Source organism: Parasphingomonas caseinilytica (assembly GCF_036663755.1).
Classification (GTDB): domain Bacteria; phylum Pseudomonadota; class Alphaproteobacteria; order Sphingomonadales; family Sphingomonadaceae; genus Sphingomonas.
In genome coordinates, this window is record NZ_JAXOJL010000006.1 from 1 (window position 1) to 20,690 (window position 20,690).

General features: G+C 59.8%; 10 protein-coding genes and 1 pseudogene. 4 read left to right on the forward strand and 7 right to left on the reverse strand.

Annotated elements, in window-relative coordinates; all coding sequences use genetic code 11:
• The 4 genes and pseudogenes from U1738_RS13230 to U1738_RS13245 form a co-directional block, all read left to right on the forward strand.
• Nucleotides 1-98 (forward strand): annotated as a pseudogene (locus U1738_RS13230) (IS5 family transposase); the annotation flags it as partial.
• Between the two features lie 159 nt (nt 99-257).
• The gene (locus U1738_RS13235; protein ID WP_332789528.1) at nt 258-836 is read left to right on the forward strand and encodes a hypothetical protein; all 579 of its coding nucleotides are present in this window, start codon (nt 258-260) and stop codon (nt 834-836) included.
• Between the two features lie 405 nt (nt 837-1,241).
• Nucleotides 1,242-1,529 carry a hypothetical protein gene (locus U1738_RS13240; protein ID WP_332789529.1) on the forward strand — a complete coding sequence of 96 codons (288 nt, stop codon included), beginning with the start codon at nt 1,242-1,244 and terminating at the stop codon, nt 1,527-1,529.
• Between the two features lie 440 nt (nt 1,530-1,969).
• On the forward strand, nt 1,970-2,215 hold the full coding sequence (locus U1738_RS13245; protein ID WP_332789530.1) for a helix-turn-helix domain-containing protein: 246 nt from the start codon (nt 1,970-1,972) through the stop codon (nt 2,213-2,215).
• A 195-nt stretch (nt 2,216-2,410) separates the two neighbouring features.
• Here U1738_RS13245 and U1738_RS13250 read toward each other — a convergent pair whose 3' ends face one another.
• From U1738_RS13250 to U1738_RS13280, 7 genes are all read right to left on the reverse strand, one after another.
• Nucleotides 2,411-3,316: a hypothetical protein gene (locus U1738_RS13250; protein ID WP_332789531.1), complete on the reverse strand. Its 906-nt coding sequence runs from the start codon at nt 3,314-3,316 to the stop codon at nt 2,411-2,413.
• Between the two features lie 299 nt (nt 3,317-3,615).
• Entirely contained in the window at nt 3,616-5,181 is a 1,566-nt protein-coding gene (locus tag U1738_RS13255) for a DUF6538 domain-containing protein (RefSeq protein WP_332789532.1), read from the reverse strand.
• Between the two features lie 266 nt (nt 5,182-5,447).
• Nucleotides 5,448-6,242, reverse strand: a complete 795-nt coding sequence (locus U1738_RS13260; protein WP_332789533.1) for an HNH endonuclease — start codon at nt 6,240-6,242, stop codon at nt 5,448-5,450.
• A complete protein-coding gene (locus tag U1738_RS13265; protein ID WP_332789534.1) occupies nt 6,239-8,080 on the reverse strand; it encodes a hypothetical protein in 1,842 nt (613 codons plus the stop codon). The genes U1738_RS13260 and U1738_RS13265 overlap by 4 nt, the downstream gene beginning before the upstream one ends.
• Before the next feature lie 64 nt (nt 8,081-8,144).
• Nucleotides 8,145-12,680, reverse strand: a complete 4,536-nt coding sequence (locus U1738_RS13270; protein ID WP_332789535.1) for an Eco57I restriction-modification methylase domain-containing protein — start codon at nt 12,678-12,680, stop codon at nt 8,145-8,147.
• Entirely contained in the window at nt 12,680-15,466 is a 2,787-nt protein-coding gene (locus tag U1738_RS13275; protein WP_332789536.1) for a DEAD/DEAH box helicase, read from the reverse strand. Before U1738_RS13275 ends, U1738_RS13270 begins: the two co-directional genes overlap by 1 nt.
• The gene (locus U1738_RS13280; protein WP_332789537.1) at nt 15,463-20,562 is read right to left on the reverse strand and encodes a DEAD/DEAH box helicase family protein; all 5,100 of its coding nucleotides are present in this window, start codon (nt 20,560-20,562) and stop codon (nt 15,463-15,465) included. The genes U1738_RS13275 and U1738_RS13280 overlap by 4 nt, the downstream gene beginning before the upstream one ends.
• Nucleotides 20,563-20,690 lie beyond the last annotated feature (128 nt).

Genomic DNA, 20,690 nt, shown 5'->3' on the forward strand with positions numbered 1-20,690 from the left:
TGAAGGACTGGCGCCGTGTCGCCACACGCTATGATCGATGCCCAACCGTCTTCTTCTCAGCCATCGCGCTCGCCGCAACCGTCATCTTCTGGCTCTGATCAACGAGTCCTGAGCCTAGGCGGATCGAGGACGAAGGCGAAGAAGCTGACGCGAAGTTCCGCAAGCGAAGCTACGCGGGCGACTTATCGGCCGTTTCGCTGTACCGCGTTTTCAAATATAATTGGCAGACCGGGGGCCGAATTTATGGAGGCTGGTGGATGAGCCTTCCACGTGTCTTGCGGCCTTTTCTCACCATCAACGGCGAGTCGATCGTCGAACTGGACTACAAAGCGCTGCACCCGCTGCTGCTCTATCGCCGAGCAGGAGCTATTATGCCGAGTGATCCATATCTCGTAGAACCATGGAAATCGCAAGCGATGCGAAATCTGGGGAAGCGTACATTCAACAGGTTATTAAATAGACGGGAAACCGATTCGACAAAACGCCTCATGCTCCGGGCGGCAGCGGGCGATAAAGAGATCCTCGGTCGCGTCGGCTTCAAACAGTATCTATCTGCGCTGACTCGTAATCTTGTTGGTATCGAAAAGTGGTTTGGAACTGGGGAGGGTATTCGGCTTCAATACGAAGATAGCATTTTAGCCCTTCACGTCATAAAAAGCATGGAGGAACAAGATATTGTGGTGTTGCCCATTCACGATAGCTTCATTGTTGAATTGCAATACGAACGACTGCTACGCCTTGCGATGGAAAAAGCATTCAAAGATCTCTACGATATTTTTCCTGCGATCGATCGGAAGGCTGAACCTTCATTGAAGCACAAGCGGGGCGCACAATGACGGTTTCAGCCGGGTCCATAACTAAGTCGCGTAAGCCCGCGCATCCCCGAGGCGGTGACATGGGGCGAGAAATGCCAGTCTCCTTCCGCATTCAACGGCTTCGCAATGGACGATAGCCCCCGACGCCCTCGATACGACCCGCGCTTCGCCCTCCATCAACGTCAGCCACGAGCCAATAAACTTGATCAAAGGCAGCGGCTTCTATGCCGGGCCGATCCGGCGTTTGCAGAGGCACTTAAAGCACGTGTTGCGAGTTCGGCAAGGTTCTCAGCCTTCCTCGGCGGTGCCTCCCTCTACATTGATTTTGATAGGGCGTGCGGCAATTGCGGGAGCTTCAAAAAGCGAACGCGCGATCGTTCCTGCTACGGTTGCCACTTGGCCAGAAGCGCTTCGAACTTTACTCGGATGAAGGAAGGTTTGGCACCCGTCGTGATCAGAAGTCGCGATAGTGTCGCTGATCTACAGCGACGAGAACGAGCGGAGCGAGCTGGCGGATGTGAAGAGCAAACTTTCTTCGGGCTCGTCGCCAAGCGCTGGGCCATGGGTCGGTTAGAGATTACCTTTCCCGATGGATACACCGAGCCAGACCTGTCCAAGCTTGATTTTGAGGGATTGAAGCAGGCGATTCACGAGTTCCCGTCGCTTATCGACGCGCTCCGATGGGCGGGCTGGACAATTCCGGCGTGCGATTAGTTTGAGCTTCAGTGTTAATCGGGCAGACTTCTCTCGAGCAGAAGGTGGTTGGCTACGCTTCGTCTCGCACCCCGTAGTGTAACGTTTCTAGCCTCCCAATACCCAGCCCCTCGCATTTGCATACGCGACTCTATATCCTTGATTTCTTTAAGTTCTGCCGTGAGAACAGCGATTTGTTCGGACGACAATTCCTCGCGAGCTTGGCATAAGAGCAAAGCTAAATCGTTCTCCAATGCCGCAATTTCGTCCGCTTTGGCTTGATGGTATCGTGAGCGACCCAGCCGAACCCAACCCCACCCGATCCAGATTGCAAGCGCCAAAATTGCCATAGATTGAAAACTAAGCACGTGCTGCTCCCACTCTGCGGCCAAACGATAGCCTTTGCGCGATGGGTCGTAAATACCGTAGCGATATAAACTAAGGCAGCCGACCGCTGATGTGTGCCAAGGGTCGCCGGTCATCAGGATGAAAATGGGCTATTGAAACGCCTAGGTGACGCCGTGAGGGTGGCACGGAAGGCGCGCGGTCTCTCCCAAGAATCGCTAGCTGACGCCGCAGGGATTGATCGTAGTCACTTGGGAAAAATTGAGCGGGGAGAGCGCAACGTAACACTTTTAAACGTGCTTAAGATCGCCGCTGCACTCGAAGGTTCCGCTGCGGACTTATTGCGCGCGGCTGAGCTTTGAAGCGATGTCGCGCGACGGCAAGTCAGCTACCTAGCCTTAGACGACGCACTAGCAGCACTGGCAGCGCGTATGGCAATTATGTACTTTGCTGAGTATGTTTGAGTGATACAAGATTTGGAGCAGGCTGGCGATATAGTTGACGGTTTCACCACGCGAGATAGAATAATTGTGGCGGAGTGGCGCCGTCGTGGGTTTCTAATTCCCGGCCGCGAACTTCACGATGAAGAGCTCCAAGATTTCAGAAACAGTCTTAGCAACATTTTCCAGTGTTTCAAGGACAGGCTTTCCGGCAAAAGGGAAGTCTGCGTCGGGGAACACCAAAGGCATGATGCCCGGTAACGGCCGCATGAAGTTCAATGGATCAGTATCATCTCCGAAGAAAACAAATTCTCCGTGTTTGATAGTAACTTCGCGAGGCATGTCCCCTAAGATTGGTGAGTAGTTTACAACGCCATCAATCTCAATGGTAGTTCCATGGGTGTCCCCGTAAAGCACCGGGACGCATTTTCCGATAGACTTGGCTCTCGGTATGCCGTGCTGCTCAATGAGCTGATTTAAAGTCTGCGCATATCCCGCAGCAACATACGCCCCCGGTTGCATCAGCGCGGCAGACTTGAAAAATACTGGGACAAGCAATTCATGCTTATCTTGTATATCAAGATCATGGAGATCGCGTAGTGATTTGTTTCCAGACGGGAATGGCTCAAGAGACTGAACTATTTCAGTCATAACACTATCTATCTTTGAGAAACCAGTATCACGTAATCTACCATCGAAATGAACTTTATCCGTTCCGAAGGGAAATCGTACATTTTTTGTAGAGCGACCTTTCATCCGCGCAACATCACAAACCATAATATCTAAAGAAGAACGCAAATTGTGAGCCGCATCGCCTACGATGCACCCGATGTCCGCAGGTGGTGGCGGTACAAAGTTGACCTGGCGGTCGCGCCCCGCAGAAAGCGTCCCGAACTCAACTTTCGCTTCTAAGCCGTATTCGTAGGTCTGTGTCGCAAGGCTCTCGATGTGATAGTATGCTCGCTCGATTTTGAATTTCGCCCCTGAGAACGGATTGGTAACGGCGATGAAATCGGACGACATAGACACCTACCCTGATGATCAAACCACGGCCCGGCGTGAGGCAGCGCTAAAGCGCATGCTCGCGACCCCTCCTAAGCCACACAAGACTAGCAAGGTGAAGGTCCGCGAGTCTCAATCAAAGTTGCGTTTGCGTGGCGTCCCGAACGTGCGCGGGATCACCGCCGTTTCAGGCAGCGAGCTTGTCAGACCGCCGAGAGGTCAGGCGATGCCCCTCACCGCCCTTTAGGATACCCACCCGCACCCTGTCCGCGTCTCACGGGGCTGGCTAGGGCGTTCTTGGGTATCTGTATGTTCGGCCTTCAAGGCTTTGCGATTTCAATGCCAGGAATTCGGTAGGACGCAATTGCTGCAACCAGCACCCGCATTGATGGCGCTGCCCCGTACTTATCGGCAGCGTCCTTGCCCTCATGCCCCTGAAACTGTCGGCACACCCGTTCGGGAATACCGGCGTCTACGGCATGAGTTTTCCACGTATGGCGGAAAGAGTGAAAGACCTTGGCCTTGTCCTCAATACCGCACTCCTGCTTGTACCGACTGAACCACTGGCCCACCTTGTCAGTAAGCTTTTTGCCAATTCCAACGGGCTTTAAGCCGGGGAATGCGCGGCCCGCTTGATCTGGCAGCTTGGTCACATAATCGATGAAACCTAATTCGATCAGTTTTGGATGCAGCGGGACAAGGCGATTGCTCGCTTCATTCTTGATCTGGTTCGGCAGCACATCGTCATCCGGCGTATCCGTAATGTCGATACACCAAACCTCCTTCCGCTGATCGTCATCGTCCACGTAGGCGACGGGCTTGATATCCTGCACCCGAAGCTGGCCGAGCTCTTCCCGTCGCGCTCCCATGAACAGGGCAATGAGAGGCAGCCAATAGACAGCCTCATCATATCCGCCCTTGGGTCGATAGCCGGTGGCATGAACCGGGCCAGCAAACAGGGCATTCAGATCATCGGTGGAGAAATCTTTGCGCTTCTCGCCCCGCTCAGAAACGGCCATCTTCACGTCGCGGGCCACGTTGACGGGAACTATATCCTCTTGGGCAGCCCATTCGAGCAGGGTCCGCAGATAGGCCAGCCGGTCCCTCACGTTAACCTGCGAGCGAGCCGGGTCCGCGATCAGCTTGCGCTTGTAGGCCATCACATCGGACTTGGTGATAAGCTCGACGGACTTACGGCCCATCATGGAATTGAACAGCTTGGCGTCCCGCCAATAGGCATCCTTGCCACGAGGCGACGGTTTACGCTCAGCAGCCCACCCGTTCAGGATATCCGTGTCGAGATAAATGCCCTCCCCGTTCTCGGTGTCAGCATCGTCGCTGCACTCAACAGCCTGATTTTGGTTTTCCGATGCGCGGCTATTCTTACCATAGCGCTTCACCACGCTCGCTAAGAGGGCCTTGCGATCAAGCTCGGCGTTCTCTCGTTCGTCTAGGATTTGGAGCCGGGCGGCCCTTGCTATGTCAGCCGGGGCGGCATCTGGCTCGCGACCCTCCGCAAGCGCATCCATTACCGGGGCAAGCTTCTCGGCTTCCATATCAGCGGCGAACAACTCCTCAGCGACAAAAGCGGCCTGCTCTTGCTCCCGCTCCCACCAATCACGCTCCCGGTCGATCTGGCGGGGCGACTTGGGCGGCATCGGCGATGGGGCAGACGTTGCAGCGGCTCTATCGCGCTCCGCTTGTTTCAGCAGGCCGTAAGCCGTTTTTGTCATATCGGGAATGAGGCTTTTGGCCGCTTCCCTTTCTTTCAGACCGAGCGAACGCTTTATCTCTCGCTTGCCAGCCATGAAGGGGCGCAGGTCCGCAGGTATCCCCATGCGGAAATAATAGACCCCATTCGGAGCGCGGTGGAGATAGGAACACATAGGCTGCCGTCCTCGTACCTTTGTACTAGACGCTTGTAAAAAGCCTTGGTTTTCCGCCAATTCCTAGGCTTTTCAAGGCCTAGGACAAAATGGTGCCAGAAGAGGACTGGGAGGTATCAATTAAATATTTGATTTAATGAATTAATATTTGGATCGTTCGATGCGATACCAACATCAGTGCCAACAGACCGTTGGGATTTTTTTATCCGGCCTCGGCCAACTTGGTACTCTCAAGTTGAACGGCGCCCGAAAATTTCTGTCGCTGCCTAAAAGCCAAAATGTTGTCTATGCCATATGAGCTTCCGCCGATGCGCCTCCGTTAGCATCAGCGAGCCCACACGCTCCGGCGCTAGCGCGGTAAGCGTCGCGGCATCAAGGCTGGAGCGCACCAGTACCGCTCCCGCATCATCGAAGCTCACAAGACCGGCGTCGAATGCCGCATCCCAGTGGGCGGCAAGCAACAGACCATTGTGAACGTCAAGGCGCTCGGCATCGCTCGTACATTTCGCCCAAGGTACGATGTGGCTCGCCCGTAGCAGGGCGGGTTCGGCGATGCCGGTCACCACGCAACGCCCCTCCCAATAGACCATAAGCGCAGCCCGGAAGACGTCCTGGCCGACCCGTTGCCGGACGATGCGGTCTACCTCGGAATCACCCAGGCCAGCGATCCCTTCCTCGAATTGGCTGAGCGGCAGGGTCGGCAGGCTTGTTGCGAGATCAAACACGCGTGAGAGCGCGCGACGTAGTTCGACCTGCGTGGCAAAACCGAAGGCGGCGCATCCGTTGCCTGCGGGAGGTGCCGCGTGGGGCGCATTGAGTTCGGCGGCGACACCCGGATGCTCCACCGATAGGAACCACGCCGATCCGCTATCCGCCACTGCCAACGCGATCTCGCCCGGCACACCCTCCGCCGAGGCGAAAAACAACCATCCGTCCGCCTCACCCCGCTGAGCGCGATAGCCGTGATTCCATGCCGCTTCGACGAGTTCGGAGCGTGCGGCGAACGGTATCGAGCGTAGACGGGCAGCGGTACTCGCCGCCACAGCGGCGGCACCCATCATAGATCGCGCCGAAAGAGGCGATGTTCCTGCGGCGCGCTTCTTAGCTCCAGTCGCAACCAAGGCTCTTCCTGTAATTCGTCAGGCGGCTCCGTTGTAGTCGTCACGATGTACTGGAACAGCGGCGTATCGCTGAGCCGCTCCAGCATGAGCGCAAGTTCGAACAGCCGGTGATAGAGGTGCAGGCCAAGGTCAGCCTCCCGAGGGCTGTCATGCAGCCAGAAGCCCGGCAGTTGTGTATTATCCTCTATCGTCAGGATGAGGGCGGCAAGGTCAAACGCTACGACCTTGAGTGAATCCACCGCTGCCGTCGTCAGGTTGCCATGTTGAATCACCCGCGGATGAATGCCGCTATCGTCGAGCGAGACTGTCCCCCGCGCGCCATCTGGAATCAGAAACCGGATGACAGCGTCGAAATGTTCGGAAACGCGAGCTATCACGGCTTGCGACGCCCGCCGCAGCTCAGTCACCTGACGCAGCGCCGTCGCGTACGCCTCCTGCTCCTTCGCAATCTCCTTATCGATGCGGGCGATCTCCCCCTCGTACATGCCATAGCGGGCCGTCATGGTTACATATCCTTTGGCGGCGGAAACGCGTTGCGATTGATCGCCAGCCGTACGCTGTAGAATCGTTGCGGCGGCTTCACGACGCGCGAACTCCTGACGATCAGCGGCAACGCTGTACTTCAAGCCGTCCCGCTCCGCCCGAAGGCCAACCTGCTTAGCCTCGGCAGCCTCTCTTTCCTTCACCAGTTCGTCTTTAATCGCGATCTGCTGATCGATATATTCCTGCGCCTCGGCCGGAATTAACTGCCCACATGCCAGGCATCGGGGATTTTCAGCATCACGCACGCTTGTCTCGGCGCGAGCAAGTTGATTGCCCAACACCCGTTGTATTTCGCTGAGCCCGGCCAGTTCGGCATCGATGACTTCCAACCGCGTCTCTGCCTTCGCGACGACCGTCCGCTTCTCGGCAACCGCGTCCAGGGCAAGCTTGAGCTTGGCTTCTATGTCAGGGTCGAGCTTGGTCTCTGCGGCTTCTAGAACGGCCTTGGCATTCAGCGACCATAGATCCGCGACGTTCTCTTCTGTGGGGTCGCCTCCGAAAGTTTCGGCCAAGCCACGCCCGACATCATCCCTGACCCATTCAGTCCGTTCTCGACGCTTCACAGCTAGCCCGGCCGCGCGCTCATGTCCTTGCGCAATGCGCGCGGCCTCGATTTCGGCTGGTTGCAGAGCATTCAATAGCAGCCGAACCACCGTGAGACGTTCCGCTCGCGAAAGGTTTCGCGACGGGGATCGTGACTGCGTGTCTGGCGAGCGCCAGGTCAATGGGTCGAGCAGACGACATTCCTGATCGCGGCTAATCCACGCGAGCGCCGCTTCCCAGCCTTCATCGGCTGCGCTACCGACCGGCATATGTGGCACAGCAACGGGCATGATTGCCTGCGTGATCGCTTGGCGCAGGGGGGATATGCCGGTGTTTGGCATCTCTCCTTGAAAGGCGGTATCGAGCACGCCGCCGATCTGCGCGAGATGTCGGCCGCGAGGATTGCCGATGGGGCGAACGACGACCCAGAGCTTGCCGTCCAGGATCACCTCGGCGCCCACATTGGCGTTCGGCAGCGCCGCTGCGATGAGTTGGCGTTGATCGTGCGAACCGAAACTGTCCTCGCCAAGGCAGTATCGGATCAACCGGCATAGGCTGGTCTTCCCGCCGCCATGACCCATGCGGTTCCCGTCAGCATCGGCATCGGGCGACCAAATGATGTTGAGGCCAGGTCGTAAGCTGATGTCCCGGACCACCTCTCCCGGTTCGCTCCAGATAATCAGCCGCTTCACCCATAGTCGCGGGCCATCGCGCCCTACTGTTGGGGTGATCGCGCTAAGTGACGCGGTGAACAGGTCAGGCAGCGATCGCGCGGGCAAGGAAGGTCTGCTCCTCCTGTGGCAGCGCATTGGCCGCTGCATCTAGCGATATGGCACGCATGGCATGCCAGACGAAATCAGCCCGGCCTTCTACCCAAGGCGGGAGCGCAAGGTCATAGATCGCGGCGCCTCGATCCCAAGTCGCGGTCGCCGCATCGTACCTTAAGGCCCGATCTGCAGTGAGCCTGGTACGGGCTTCGGTGAAACGGCCCAGCTGGGCCGACGCGATGCCGACCACGTTAGCGGCAATCGGAAGATCGGCGTCCGCGCCGACAAGCCGCCGCCATTCGGCTTGCCGTGTCGGATCGAGGTGCCTCATTAGAAGATGTGGGCGGGCAGCAAACACGAAGGCTTGAACCATCTCGCGCACTGGACGAGGTTGACGCATACGCCGCGCCAAGCCCGCTATCAGATGACGCACGTCCAACTCATCGGTGATTTGATATTGCCATTGTCCGTCAGGCACGGCGGCGGTGTCCGGCATTGCAGTAACCAGCGTGTCATAGGCGCCCAGCACGAGACGCCGGGTACGGTATTCGCTGTATTTTGACTGTTCGTTCTTCTGGAGAACGCGGAAGGTTTCGCTCGGATAATCAGCGCCCATCACATCCTTGGGATCAAGCACGTAGCGCAGTTCGTCGCGGGTGAGGCCATAGGCTAACGCGTACCAGCCATCGAGCTCGGCGCGAAGCTGCGCGCGGCGATCCTCATCCCAGTCGAACGGCGCGCCTTCATAACCGAGATCGCGCGCGAAAGGGGTCAGCGCACGGCTGGTATAGGTGAGTTCGAGCACTCGCGGAACGATGAAGGTGAGATCGGCTTCGTTATAAGCGGCCGGGGGCAGGATGGGGAGTTGCTTAAAAACGAAATACTTAAAACTCGTTCCACCAAGCTTTTGTCTGGCAAGATAATCACAGGCCAAGCTATTTAGGCACGCGTAGAAACAAACGACAAGATTCGCGTCGCCGTGCGGCATGGCCAAGAGGAACTTATCATTGCAACCGAAATTCGGTATTATTCCGGAAATAAGCGTCCTCTCATCTATACCACTCGTTATGTCTCTCCAGCCAATCAACCAGTTATATTTCCACGCAGCGCCGGATAATCGGTTGTCGACACTCGAACTCGGCAACCAATATCGCGGCGTAACGTCGTAATTTTTCCTATTCTCCAGTGAAAGATTGGCTTGCGGAATTTGCCTTGGGTCCTTCCCGGGAACAATCGTTGCGAGAGCGTAATCCCCATGGCGATGATTGTACTGATGAATCATCTTTGCTTCGTATAATGGGACGTATCGCTCGCCGGCAACACTATCGACCGAGAGATCTTGATGCTGTGCGTCCCGGCTTCCTAAGAGATCGATCGCCGCTTGGCGCGATTGAATGCCGTCGCGCACCCAATCGCCGCGGTCGCGCGACCAGCCATCTGCCGATAATTGCTCAGCGGTGCGGAACAAGCCGCTATCGGTTGCCATGTCAAACATGCGCATGAACTGAACACTCCAGCGGTTTCCCACACCATCCCGGCTGTCATCAATCAGAACGGGAACGCGTTGCTGGATCGAGGCGCTCAGCTTTGCGTCCATTTTTGATCTAAAGATCGGCAAATTTCCGGTATTCGGGTTTATATTCCGAATGCTGTCTGGAGATAAGGTGAAGTGCCGGCGATGATCCTCTAACTGGCCAATCGCTTCCAGCTTAAAGGCAAATTGTGGGTCTGACTGGTCATTGTCCTTGCCCAACGTGACCAAAGCAAATCTGACGCCTTGTGACTGCGCAACTCCTTCAAAAAATCCGATGTTTCGAAAATCAAACAACGATCGAACGAAGCGCTTGTCGACGAGGTACCCGAAGAACGGCGCGGTCGTGGCGTCGGTGGCGATGCCGGTCGGCACGATCACCCCAGCTCGACCGCCCTCGCGCATCAGATTCAGAAAATGTTCCGTGAACAGCGCATAGGTGTTGACGTCGCCCGTGCCGGTATAGCGATAGCGGCCGCCGCTATCGCCGGGCACGCGAGCGAACAGGCTCATCGCCTCTGCGACGCGCTTAGCCATGCCGAAGGCCGCATGCAGCGCGCGCTGCGCTGCATCGGGCTCGCCGTTCGGCAGCGTCGCGGTGGCGAGCGTGTTGATCATCCGCGTCCGTGCCGCAGCGTTGGGCGCGTCGGCGATCTCGGTCCCAGCGAAGAACTCTTGCTCCTGAAGCTTGATCCGCTCCCATGGGGGATTGCCCAGCACCACATCGAACCCGCCGCGCTCGACCATCACATCGGGAAATGCCAATGGCCAGTGCAACACGCGCGCAAAGCCGGCCGCATCAACCGCTGTCGCCTCAAGCGGACCATAGACCTGCCCGCCACCTAGTTTCGTGAGCACGTCGGCCGTGGTCGGCACCATGTTGCGGCCGTGGTGGATCGGTATCTCGGTCTTTGGCAGCAAAAATGCAGCAGTGTAAAGATCACAGGCGACGCGCGTCGCATAGCGTGCCGGGTCATGTCGCCACGCTTCGTAACGGCGCTTTTTCTCCTCAACCTGACGCACTGTCTCTTCGGGCATCGCCTTGATGTTCGACAGGTTAGCAGCCAACCGCTTCGGCGGCATCGCTCCGCCGCCGCCCGACCAATCGAACTGGCCCTGGCCCTTCTTCGCGGCCTTGTTCTGTTGAAGATAGTATTTGGCCGCCGCTTTGTCGTCGCCGGTCAGCGGCTTGAACGCTTCGTCAGGCACACCCTCCTCAAGCGCCTTCAGCGAAAACACGCCAAGCAGCGCATCACCGCATCGGATATTGGCGTCAAGAAAGCCCAAAGGCTGCCCTGGGGAGACACTCTCGATCCACAGCGCCACCTTCGCGAGTTCGACCGCCATCGGGTTGCGATCAACGCCGTGAATGCAGCGGCTTACGACATCGCGTAGGGCCATCTGCCGGTCAGGCGCGTCCGGGTCACGCAGCTCGGCCACTTTGTCCGCCATCCGCCGTGCGGCACCGAGGAGGAAATGGCCGGAACCGCAGGCGGGGTCGATGACCCGCAGATCCAGGATCGCATCAACCCCACCCTCGGCCTCCGCCTTCGCCAGCACCGGATCAAGCGCGCTATCAAGCAACGTCTCGACCAAGCTGTCCGGAGTGTAGTAGCTGCCGGACGTCTTCCGATCGTTGCCCTTGGCTCCGCTATCGAGCGTGAAGTCTCCGTTCGGGGCGAGAAACGGACGTATCTCCAGTAGGCTTTCGTAAACGCTGCCCAGCTCCTCGGTCTTCATGTCGCGCCAGTTGATTCGGGTGCGCATGGAATCGACTGTGATGAAGCCGAGATTGTAGATCGCGGTCAGGAAGCGCCGGTTTGGAATGCGCGCCGCGTTCAGAGTGGGGGCGCCGGCCCGGGCGAATAGTCCGCCGAGCGCGGGCAGGCCGAGTAGAGGCTGGCCTTGCTCAAGCGCGGCGAGCGTGACCTTCATCCCCTCCCACGCATCGTTGTGCGCATCGTAAGCGGCCCGCCGTGCTGACCGCTCACGCCAGAAGGAGAAGGCGTAACTATCGGCGTAAAGCGCGCGCGTTTTCTGCGGGACGTTGCGCGGGTGGAGCAAGTCGCGATCCTCGGCGACCGCGAGAAAAATTAAACGATAAACCGTACGCAGCAGTTCCTCGAACAGTGCGGGGAGCGTCAGCGTTCCGTCCTCGATCCTTGCCTTCACCTCCGGATTCGCTTCAACCAACCCCTGGCCGAGTACCTTCAGCGCTGTCTCAACTCCTTCGCGGAGCCGGTTTCGGACTGCGGTGCCCTGCTTCTGCCCCTCTTCACGCCATTTTTCGAGTGGTGCGCTGGAAGGGGGTGTGTCCGAAATCCCAAAGCGGCTGGCATGCATCAGCAGCCACCAAGCGGTGAAGTCCGCGAACATCTCGTCTCGGAACATGGCGCCCAGGTCCGCTTCGATCCACGCTGCGCGAGTGAGGCTCGCATTGTCACGCATGAGGCGGACACGATCACCCGCGAAGACAAGGCCCCAGAGGGCGCGGTCGGTGTGGTTAAGCCAGTCTTGAAGCAGCACGACCGGGTTGCGCTTCGCTCGGCCGTCCGGGCCATCGCCGAATTCGGGCAGTGCCTTGGCAAATCCGTCGCCTTCCGGCACGGCAGCAGCAACGATGACGGGCACGCGCCCGCTCTGTGCCTCCCACGCGATGCGATAACGCCGGGTGCCCTGCCGATGATCGATCGGCCCGGTGAGATCGGTGAAACCGAACGCCTCGGCAAGCAGGTCGTGCGCGAACTTTGCCGTTTGCGTGAGGGTCGGCGCGTCAATCCGGTTATACGCCTGCCAGTGTGCCTGACCGATGCGAAAGTAGCGCGCGATCTCGTCACCCAAGCTGGTGCCTTTGGGGCAATCATAATCGGCGGCGGTCTTCGCATTGCGCTCCGTTGCGGCAATCTTCGCCACCTGTTCCGGGGCGATCAGGCCACCTTCAATCTGGATCGCGTCGAGACCGAGTTCAGCGGGGCGACGATTCTGACGGGCCATCAACTGGCCTCCGGGATGAGCACATAGAGGCCAATAATATCGGCCGGCAGCACTGGCGACACTTCGGTGGTGAGACCGCCGCGCGCCGCCTCGGTCACGCGCTGATGGTCCTCGCTCAGTGCGCGTGCTCGGTCATGCGCATAACCGCGGATCGCTGCATCATAACCGCCGAGCCGATCCAACGCCTCGCCGATGCGCCGCGCGATCACCACGCGCTCGACATTGCCGCTAGCCTCGGGTTCGAGCAACGCAAGTGCTTCGGGACCGCACGCGACCGCATCAGTTCCTGGTCCCTCGAAGGCTAAAGCGGTCGCCTCCTCGGCCAATAGTGTGCGGTTGGCACGTCCGCTCGTCACCATCGTGAACCGGAGGCGCATCAGCAGCACCGTAGTCACGCGACTAACAGCACGTGTCCGCCAGGCTCCGGCACGGCCCAGCGGTGCGTCGTCCGGCCGACCGCGTGGATCGAGCGCGCCCTCGGCCATGTTCTCCGCTAACATCGCGACCAGTGGATGGACGCGCCCGACATACGCCACCTCGGGTGGCGCCATGTCGGCGAAGCTGATCGCTCGCGTCCCGGTGAACCCTCGCGCCGCCAACCGCTCTGCCAGCTGCGGAGGCAAGCGATCGTAGTGAACGCGCCAATGCTCGCCCACTTCGCCCAGTGGGGCATTCAAGCGCGCGACGGCGCGACGGGTAAAGCGTTCGACCTCCTGCGGGCCGCCGGTCAGCGCCCGCATTCCTTGCCATTCAGGCAGGACCTCCTCGGGCCTGAGCGAAGCCTGGGAATAGCGGGTTTGGCTCTTGCGCGCGTTCACCTCCGCATCGCGCCACTCGGTTTCGAGCTGCGCATCGACGCCGCCGAAGTCGAACGTCCCCTGCGCGCGGGGTCGGTTCGAATGAAGGAGCATCGCCTTCATCAGAGCGCTGGTGACACTCGCCGAATCCTCGGGCACTGGGACAACAACGCCGGTCTCCCGCGCGATGCGTTGGGCCTTCTTCGTGATGACATCGATCACTGCGCCGTCGATCGCGGAATTGGCGCCAAACATCATCACCGAAAACACGTTCTCCGCGCGCTGCCCAAATCGGTCGACCCGTCCCTCGCGCTGCTGGTGGCGGGTCGGATTCCAGTTAAGGTCATAGTGGACCACGGCGTTGAACAGGTTCTGAAGGTTGATGCCTTCCGACAGGCAGTCGGTCGCGACCAGGATCCGTTCGGGATGGTCCTCCATCGCGTCGATCCGTGCGCGCCGCTCGTCGGGAGTTAGGCGGCCGGTGACAACGTCTACCGTGTGTTTTCTAAATGTGACGGACAGTGCGGCGCCCACCGCCTCGGCGGTTTTGATGAAGCGGCAGAACACGACCGGCCGCGCGCCCCTGTCGATCAGCACCTTCAGCTGGCGGATCAGCTCGCGCACCTTTGGGTCCTCGCTGGCGCGCTCGGCCAGCCTATCGGCGGCGGCAATCAGCGATCCGAGAGCGGCCAGTTCCTCGCCGTCAACTGCCGTTGCCGGTTCGACGTCGCTATCCGACAGCATGCCTTCGGCCGCATCAAACAGGATTGGCTCCAGCGCTTCTTCCTCCGCCATCCCGTCCAGCCGGTTGCGAAGTGCGCTGGCAGCGGCGGCTGGTGATGATCCGACGCAGCGCATTAAGGCGAGCGTCCCCCAGAAAGCGAGACGCCGCGCGCGCTCTCCATCGGCTCGGATCGCGATGTCGACGCAGTAGTCGAGCACGTCTTCCTGAAACGTCAGGAAATCGCCGGTAAGCGTATACGGTGCGTCGGCCGCCAAGGGCTTGGCGAAGGCGCGGACGTCACCCCACAATCCCTCGATATCGGGTCGACGACGCTGGACGAAATGCTGGACCAGACGACGACGATAGCGCTCAACGGCGTTGCGATCCGGTGAATCTGGACCACTCGCCAAGTCTGGATGAAGCAAGCTGAGAAGCCGGGCATAGGCGTCCTGGTTCCCGCTGTGGGGTGTCGCGGTGAGCAACAGTAGGTGCCGTCCCTCGTTTTCTGCCAACCGTTCAAGCAGCGCGTAGCGCTGCTGTGTACCCTTCTCACTGCCGCCGACGCACGCATGTGCTTCGTCGACGATAACGAAATCCGGACAGGCACGCGCAAATTCATCGCGGCGGCCTTCCGCCTTGATGTAGTCGAGGCTGACGACGGTATAAGGATAGGCGGTGAAGATACTGTCGGACAGCGCGAGGCCGCGCTCAAGCGACCGCGCGCGCGCGGAAGTGACGGCGACCGCGTCGATATCAAACTTCTCAGCGAGCTCCCCGATCCACTGGTCGACGAGATGCGGAGGACACAGCACTGCGAAGCGATCTACCTCGGCGCGATCGAGCAACTCGCGCAGGATTATCCCCGCCTCGATCGTCTTCCCAATGCCGACGTCGTCGGCGATCAGCAATCGCTTTACCTCCAACCTCAAGGCCATCAGTAGCGGCACGAGCTGATAGGCGCGTGGTTCAACGCCGAGATGCGCGGCGCTGCGGAACGGCCCCGCGCCTCGCCTGAGCGATAAGCGCAATGCATCAGCGAGCAGCCGAGCGGCGTCCTGCGTGTCGAGCTGTTCGGCGGTTGGTCGGCCGAATGACGCGGTTGTAACCGGTGTCGCCTCCAACGCCGGGGCGATCACTATCGCGTCCTCCTCCGATCCCGACAGCGGACGCACGCGGAGGAGACTATCATCCGGTTTGCCGAGCACGATCCATTCACGCCCCCGCGCGGCGATTAAATCGCCGGTCTGCAACTGAGAAGGATTCACGCGGATACTCCAAGTACTCGCGCCAGCGCGGGCGGCATAGTCGCGCCGGCCTTTTCGGGCAGTTCAATCAGATCGCGATCAAGCTCCGAACAACGCGCGACCAGCGCAGGGTTGGCCGTTCCGGTAACGGCCATCGCCATCAAATTGGGCCAGCACAAAGGATAACTGGCGCCGGCAATCGTCTCCGTTACGGGCGCTGGCGCATCCCATTCCACCAGTGCGGCGAGCCACGAATCTTCTCTACGCGCATCTCCGTTTCCAGTCTCAGTGCACCGGGAGAGGGCGTCCAGGAGAGAACGAACGCCTTCGTCGCGACGCGCGATCAATTCGTGGTCAGGCTGATTGTAATATGAGAGCAGGCAGCGATAGCAACCGTCGACACAGGCGTCAGTGCGATCGACCAGCGCCTTACAGCCTTCGTCTTTGGTTCTTTCCATGTGCATAAGGTCAAGCGCAGTTGTCGCCAGAGTCCGCCAGCGATCGGCGCCATCCATCAATCGCTTGAGCACGCCGGCCCCGCCTTCGGATGCTTCGTAGAGCAGTATCGCATTCCGTGTGTCGCGCGTCGGCAGCGGTTCACCGAGCATTTCGCCCGCTTCCAGTACGTGCTCGGTCTCGATCGCTCGAACCAGCGCATGCTGCACTGTCGCCATCTGTCGATCATCGAGGGCAAGCGCTGACGCAAATTGCACTAGCAGCGCGTTCTTCGTGTCCTCAACAACCGGCACGATCGTCTGGCGCCTGGCACCTTTCGGGTCGGCGCCTTCGTCCTCTCCTTTGGCTTCGTTCTTCAGCCAGCGCCCGGTGATGGTATCGATGTCGAAGCCATGAACCTCCTTGGCTGCGCGCCTCCGCAAGCCAAGGTTTACCCGTGACAGCGCTGTGCGCGGGCCATAACGAAGCGTCAGCAACTCAGCGCCCTCCGCTGCCAACGTCAGCGTCTGTTGCCCATTGCCTTGCCACTGGAAGATTGTGCGTATCTCGAAGCCACGACGCTGGCGATCCTCGTCATTGGCGGTGATCCGCGCACCCGGTACTGCATCAACATTGTCGATCCGGAAGAGATCGGCGATCCGCCCTTCGGTCGTCAGTCCAGCGCCGCAGACGACGCAACGCTCCTGCGTATCCTCATCGTGTGCCGCACCACACGATTGGCAGCAAGTCAGCGTCCGAGTGCCCAGCAGCCCGCTCTCGCCGCGCGACCCGGCTGGTAGCTTGGCGCGGTTACAGCGATATGCCTTGCCCTCATGATAGACGAGGCTGTTCGGTCCGAACTCGGCAATTGCCAAGAAACGTGGGCGCTGAAGAACGGTTGAGGATCTCTCAGCGTCGATGAAGGCGTAGAGCGGCAGCCTGGGGAAATTGTATCCGGGTAGGAAGCCTTCGGTTGCGAGATAGCGATAGGAGTAGAAATCGGAACCCGACGACGACGTGCCAGTTTCCAACAACTGCACCTGCCGATCGGCCGCATCATATCGCCGGCGCGCGTCGGCCCGATCAACTGCGGAAAGGCCGGTCCGCCGGCCGATCAAAGCGGCGGCCTCACGTTCCTGATGTGCCGAATTGTACAACGTTCGCCAGCGCCCGAACGCCGCGCCAAACCGGCTCTCCGCGTCGCGCCAGCGGTCGGCGACAAACATCTCCGGGTCACCGACATCGTTCGGCCCGGCAGTCGGTAAAGCCGATCGTATGATACGAAGCGCTCGGGTCTGCGCCACGATGTCGCCGCTGGCGCGCGCGAAGGCAGCACGCAGCCTGTCACAGACAGGCAGACCGTCTGCTTCCATGTCCAGATTGTCGGGAATGGATTTGCCTAAACCCTGTTCCGCCGCCGCCAGCCACTCGGCATGGATATGCGCTGCCAGTAGATCGGGATTTGCAAGGTCGATTGCTGGCGCGCGGACGATGCCAGCGACCAGCTCGACCCGTCGTTCGAAATAATACTGATCGTGCGGGCTCTGCGCCGCGCAATATGTAATGACCAGGGCCGCTTGGCCGCTACGCCCGGCACGCCCAGCTCGTTGGGCATAATTGGCCGGCGTCGGCGGCGCATTTCGTAGATAGACCAGATTGAGCTGGGAGATATCGACCCCCAGTTCCATCGTCGGCGAACAGAACATCAACGGCAAAAAGTCAGTTCGCTCACGACCCTGCATCTCTGCTGCCGCCGCGACAAGGCGTTCTTTGTCGGCTCCCTCGTAGCGGAACCGATCCTCGCGCCACTGTCGGACAGTGCTGTCCACTTGTGCGGTATGCTCGCGCGCCTCGAATGCGAAGGGGAGCCGGCCCGGCTCTCCCAATCGCTCCGCGACATCGGCGTAGAGACCGGCAAAGAATCGATTGTCTTGTCCTGGCCGAGCGCTCCCGGTCCCCGCGTGCAGCCGGATGGCGTTGGGTGCGAGGCGCCAGCCTGTTATCCCGCCCGCTGTGAAACGCCTGACGATTTGGTGCTGCTCGGCCGAAGTCAGTAGGGCCTCAATCAACGGCTCGCGATCCTTCATGGGAACATCACGGGCCAATGCCTTTACCAGCGCACGGGCGAGCCCGCTGCGCGCCGTCGCGCGGATCGTTGCAGCATCATCGACAGCGCGCGATTGATTCCGGGCGGGCGGCGCAATCACCAACAGACCCTGACGAGCGAGATCGCGATCTTGCTCTTCGCGACCAATTGACCAAGGCGACTTCAGCACGGTGCGAGAGCGCTCTGCGATCTGCTCAAGCCCGACGGCGTCGAGCGCATCGACGCTGATAGCCAGTCCCTGTCGCATCGTATCCAGCAAGCACCGCAGCAGCGCGCTGCGCGTCTCGGCAGGGGCTGCTGCCAGCAGGGGATTCTCCGCAAATAGAGCGTCGTCGGCGGCCAGCATCGGTACACCGGGGTAGCGCACCTCAATCAACGCGAGCTGATCGAGATTCGGATTGGTATAACGCCATCCCCGCCTAAGATCGTTCCACAGACGATGTGCAAGTACTTGGTTGACTGCGCGTTTTGCGTCGTCGAGCGCTTGGAACCCGCGCGGCTCGGCGTCTAGCATCCATTCCTGCCGTCGACTCCGATTCTCGGGTTCGAACCCTAAGGACTGACGCAACGCGTCGCCGAACTGCTCATGGCTAAGCCCTTCGTCTCCAGCCCGGCGCACAGCGCGTAGCATCGCGGCGCGAAGCAACGTCACGAAGATGAAATCGTTGAAATGCCCCGCCTGTAGCGCTGCATCCTGCCGATTGTCGGTGAAGCCGAGCAATTTGCGACGATGATGTGCGGCCGGCGTGCCCGAACGTTCCATCCAATCGAGCGCTGTGGTGGTGATTAGTGTTGTTGCCGAACTTCTGCCTTCGGCCGACAAGCTGGCAAGCTTGTTGATATCGCGAGCCTGAGGCGCTGGTTGATGCCGACAATGCGGGCAAAACCGAAACTTGCCCGGGAAGAACCACGCTTCGACTCCCGTCGAAGCTTCGGTGCCATCCGGTGCCAAGACCATGTGGCGGCCCTCATGTTTGTTACGATGACTGCTCTTGAGCCGCCGGCCGGATTTGGTTTCCTCGATCCAGTCGTCTGGATAGCCGTCCACATCGCCCGCGAACGCCAAATCACCTGCCGCATCAGGCACCAGGAAGCCATGGCATGTGCCGGCGTCGTCTGGCTCGTCGCGCGGGGTAAGGTCGATCGATCGCGCAATCACCGTGCCGGCGCGCTCGATCGACACGCCATGGACTTCCTGTCCACATTCGCGACAGAAGAATAACGGATAGAGCCGCGCCTCTGGCTTTTCGCGATCGAACTTCTCGGCAGCGAGTTGAACGTTGCGTGTCCCGGCGGGTTCGAGTGTAGCGTGCGCGTGGCCCGCACCCGACAGGAATCGGTGCAGCTTGAAGGCCATGAACGCCTGACCACGCGCGTCCACGCATTCATTCATGGCGACAAGCCGCCGAGAGAGCGCCTCCCGGCAAGCCTCGACCGGCGCGCCTGTTTGTTCAGCCAGCTTTTCCGCCGCCGCTGTAAGCGTCATCGGGGTTCGCCGACGCAACGTCTCGCCAGCGTCCAGCCCAATTTCGAGTTCGATCCAGACGGCCAGCGGGTCCTGGCGGAACGCCTCGAACATCATAGGTTGCTCGGGCTGCACGATCGCTGCGGCAAGCTTGCCGGCGAAGGCCGCGTCTCCGCCTGCAATGGTAGTGCACCGCTCAAGGCTTTCAGTGATCACGTCGTCCGGCGATACTGCGCTACCAAACAGCGTTGTGCCTACCGCAGCCACCGCACGGCGACCGGCATCTTCATCACCTGAGGCCATCGTCGCCGAGGTGCCGATGCACAACATTGCGGGCGATCCGACGCGCTCACGCACGCGGCGCACCAACATCGCCACGTCCGCCCCCTGCCGGCCACGATAGGTATGCAACTCGTCGAGGACCAGGAATTCGAGGCCTTCCATGTTGCCGATCACTTGCCGGTCGAGCGCGTCCTGCCGTGTCATCAGCAATTCGAGCATCATGAAGTTTGTTAGGATGATGTCAGGCGGATTGGCCGCAATCCGCTGCCGCTCGACGTCATTTTCCTGCCCCGTGTAACGGGCATAGCTCGGCAGATGATGGGCCGAAAGCCCGCTTCCTTCGATGAATTTGTCCAGTTCCTCGCGCTGTGAATTAGCGAGGGCGTTCATTGGATAGATAATTATCGCGCGTGTCCGGGGTGCCTCTCCTGCGCGCTTCGCTTTAAGGATACGGTCCACGATGGGGACAAAAAAGCACAGCGACTTACCAGAGCCCGTGCCTGTGGTAACGATGTAGTTTCTACCCTGCTGCGCCTTCGCCAGCGCCTGTTCCTGGTGTCGGTGCAGATCAATCGGCGCGCGCAGCTCTCCAACCGCAAACACTTGGGGGAGAGCGGGATCAACCGTCCCCGCCTCTGCCAGCGCCGAGATGGTGTCGCCCCGCTTGTAGTGGGGATTAAGCCCGATCAAGGGCTCCGGCCAGAATTGCCCCCTATCGTAGATTGTGTCGATCTGGGCCTTGAGATCAGGAGCACGGACATCGGTGAATGATCGAGCAAAGGATTCGTAGCGGGCGATTAAATCGGCATCGAGGTCGAAAACATTCATTTGTTAGCCGCCGCTCCCGATCGTACTGATCTCAAGACGACGACGGTAACAGGAGCGAGGGCACTCGGACAATGGGATCGGCTTGTTCCCTAGAAAGGGCGCCGGGGCTTTTCCTCTAATGCACGCAG

Coding starts and splice junctions, on each gene's coding strand:
- U1738_RS13260 (WP_332789533.1), bottom strand. CDS start 6,242: ATGATGGGTGCCGCCGCTGTGGCGGCGAGTACCGCTGCCCGTCTACGC.
- U1738_RS13255 (WP_332789532.1), bottom strand. CDS start 5,181: ATGTGTTCCTATCTCCACCGCGCTCCGAATGGGGTCTATTATTTCCGC.
- U1738_RS13240 (WP_332789529.1), top strand. CDS start 1,242: ATGAAGGAAGGTTTGGCACCCGTCGTGATCAGAAGTCGCGATAGTGTC.
- U1738_RS13235 (WP_332789528.1), top strand. CDS start 258: ATGAGCCTTCCACGTGTCTTGCGGCCTTTTCTCACCATCAACGGCGAG.
- U1738_RS13250 (WP_332789531.1), bottom strand. CDS start 3,316: ATGTCGTCCGATTTCATCGCCGTTACCAATCCGTTCTCAGGGGCGAAA.
- U1738_RS13270 (WP_332789535.1), bottom strand. CDS start 12,680: ATGGCCCGTCAGAATCGTCGCCCCGCTGAACTCGGTCTCGACGCGATC.
- U1738_RS13280 (WP_332789537.1), bottom strand. CDS start 20,562: ATGAATGTTTTCGACCTCGATGCCGATTTAATCGCCCGCTACGAATCC.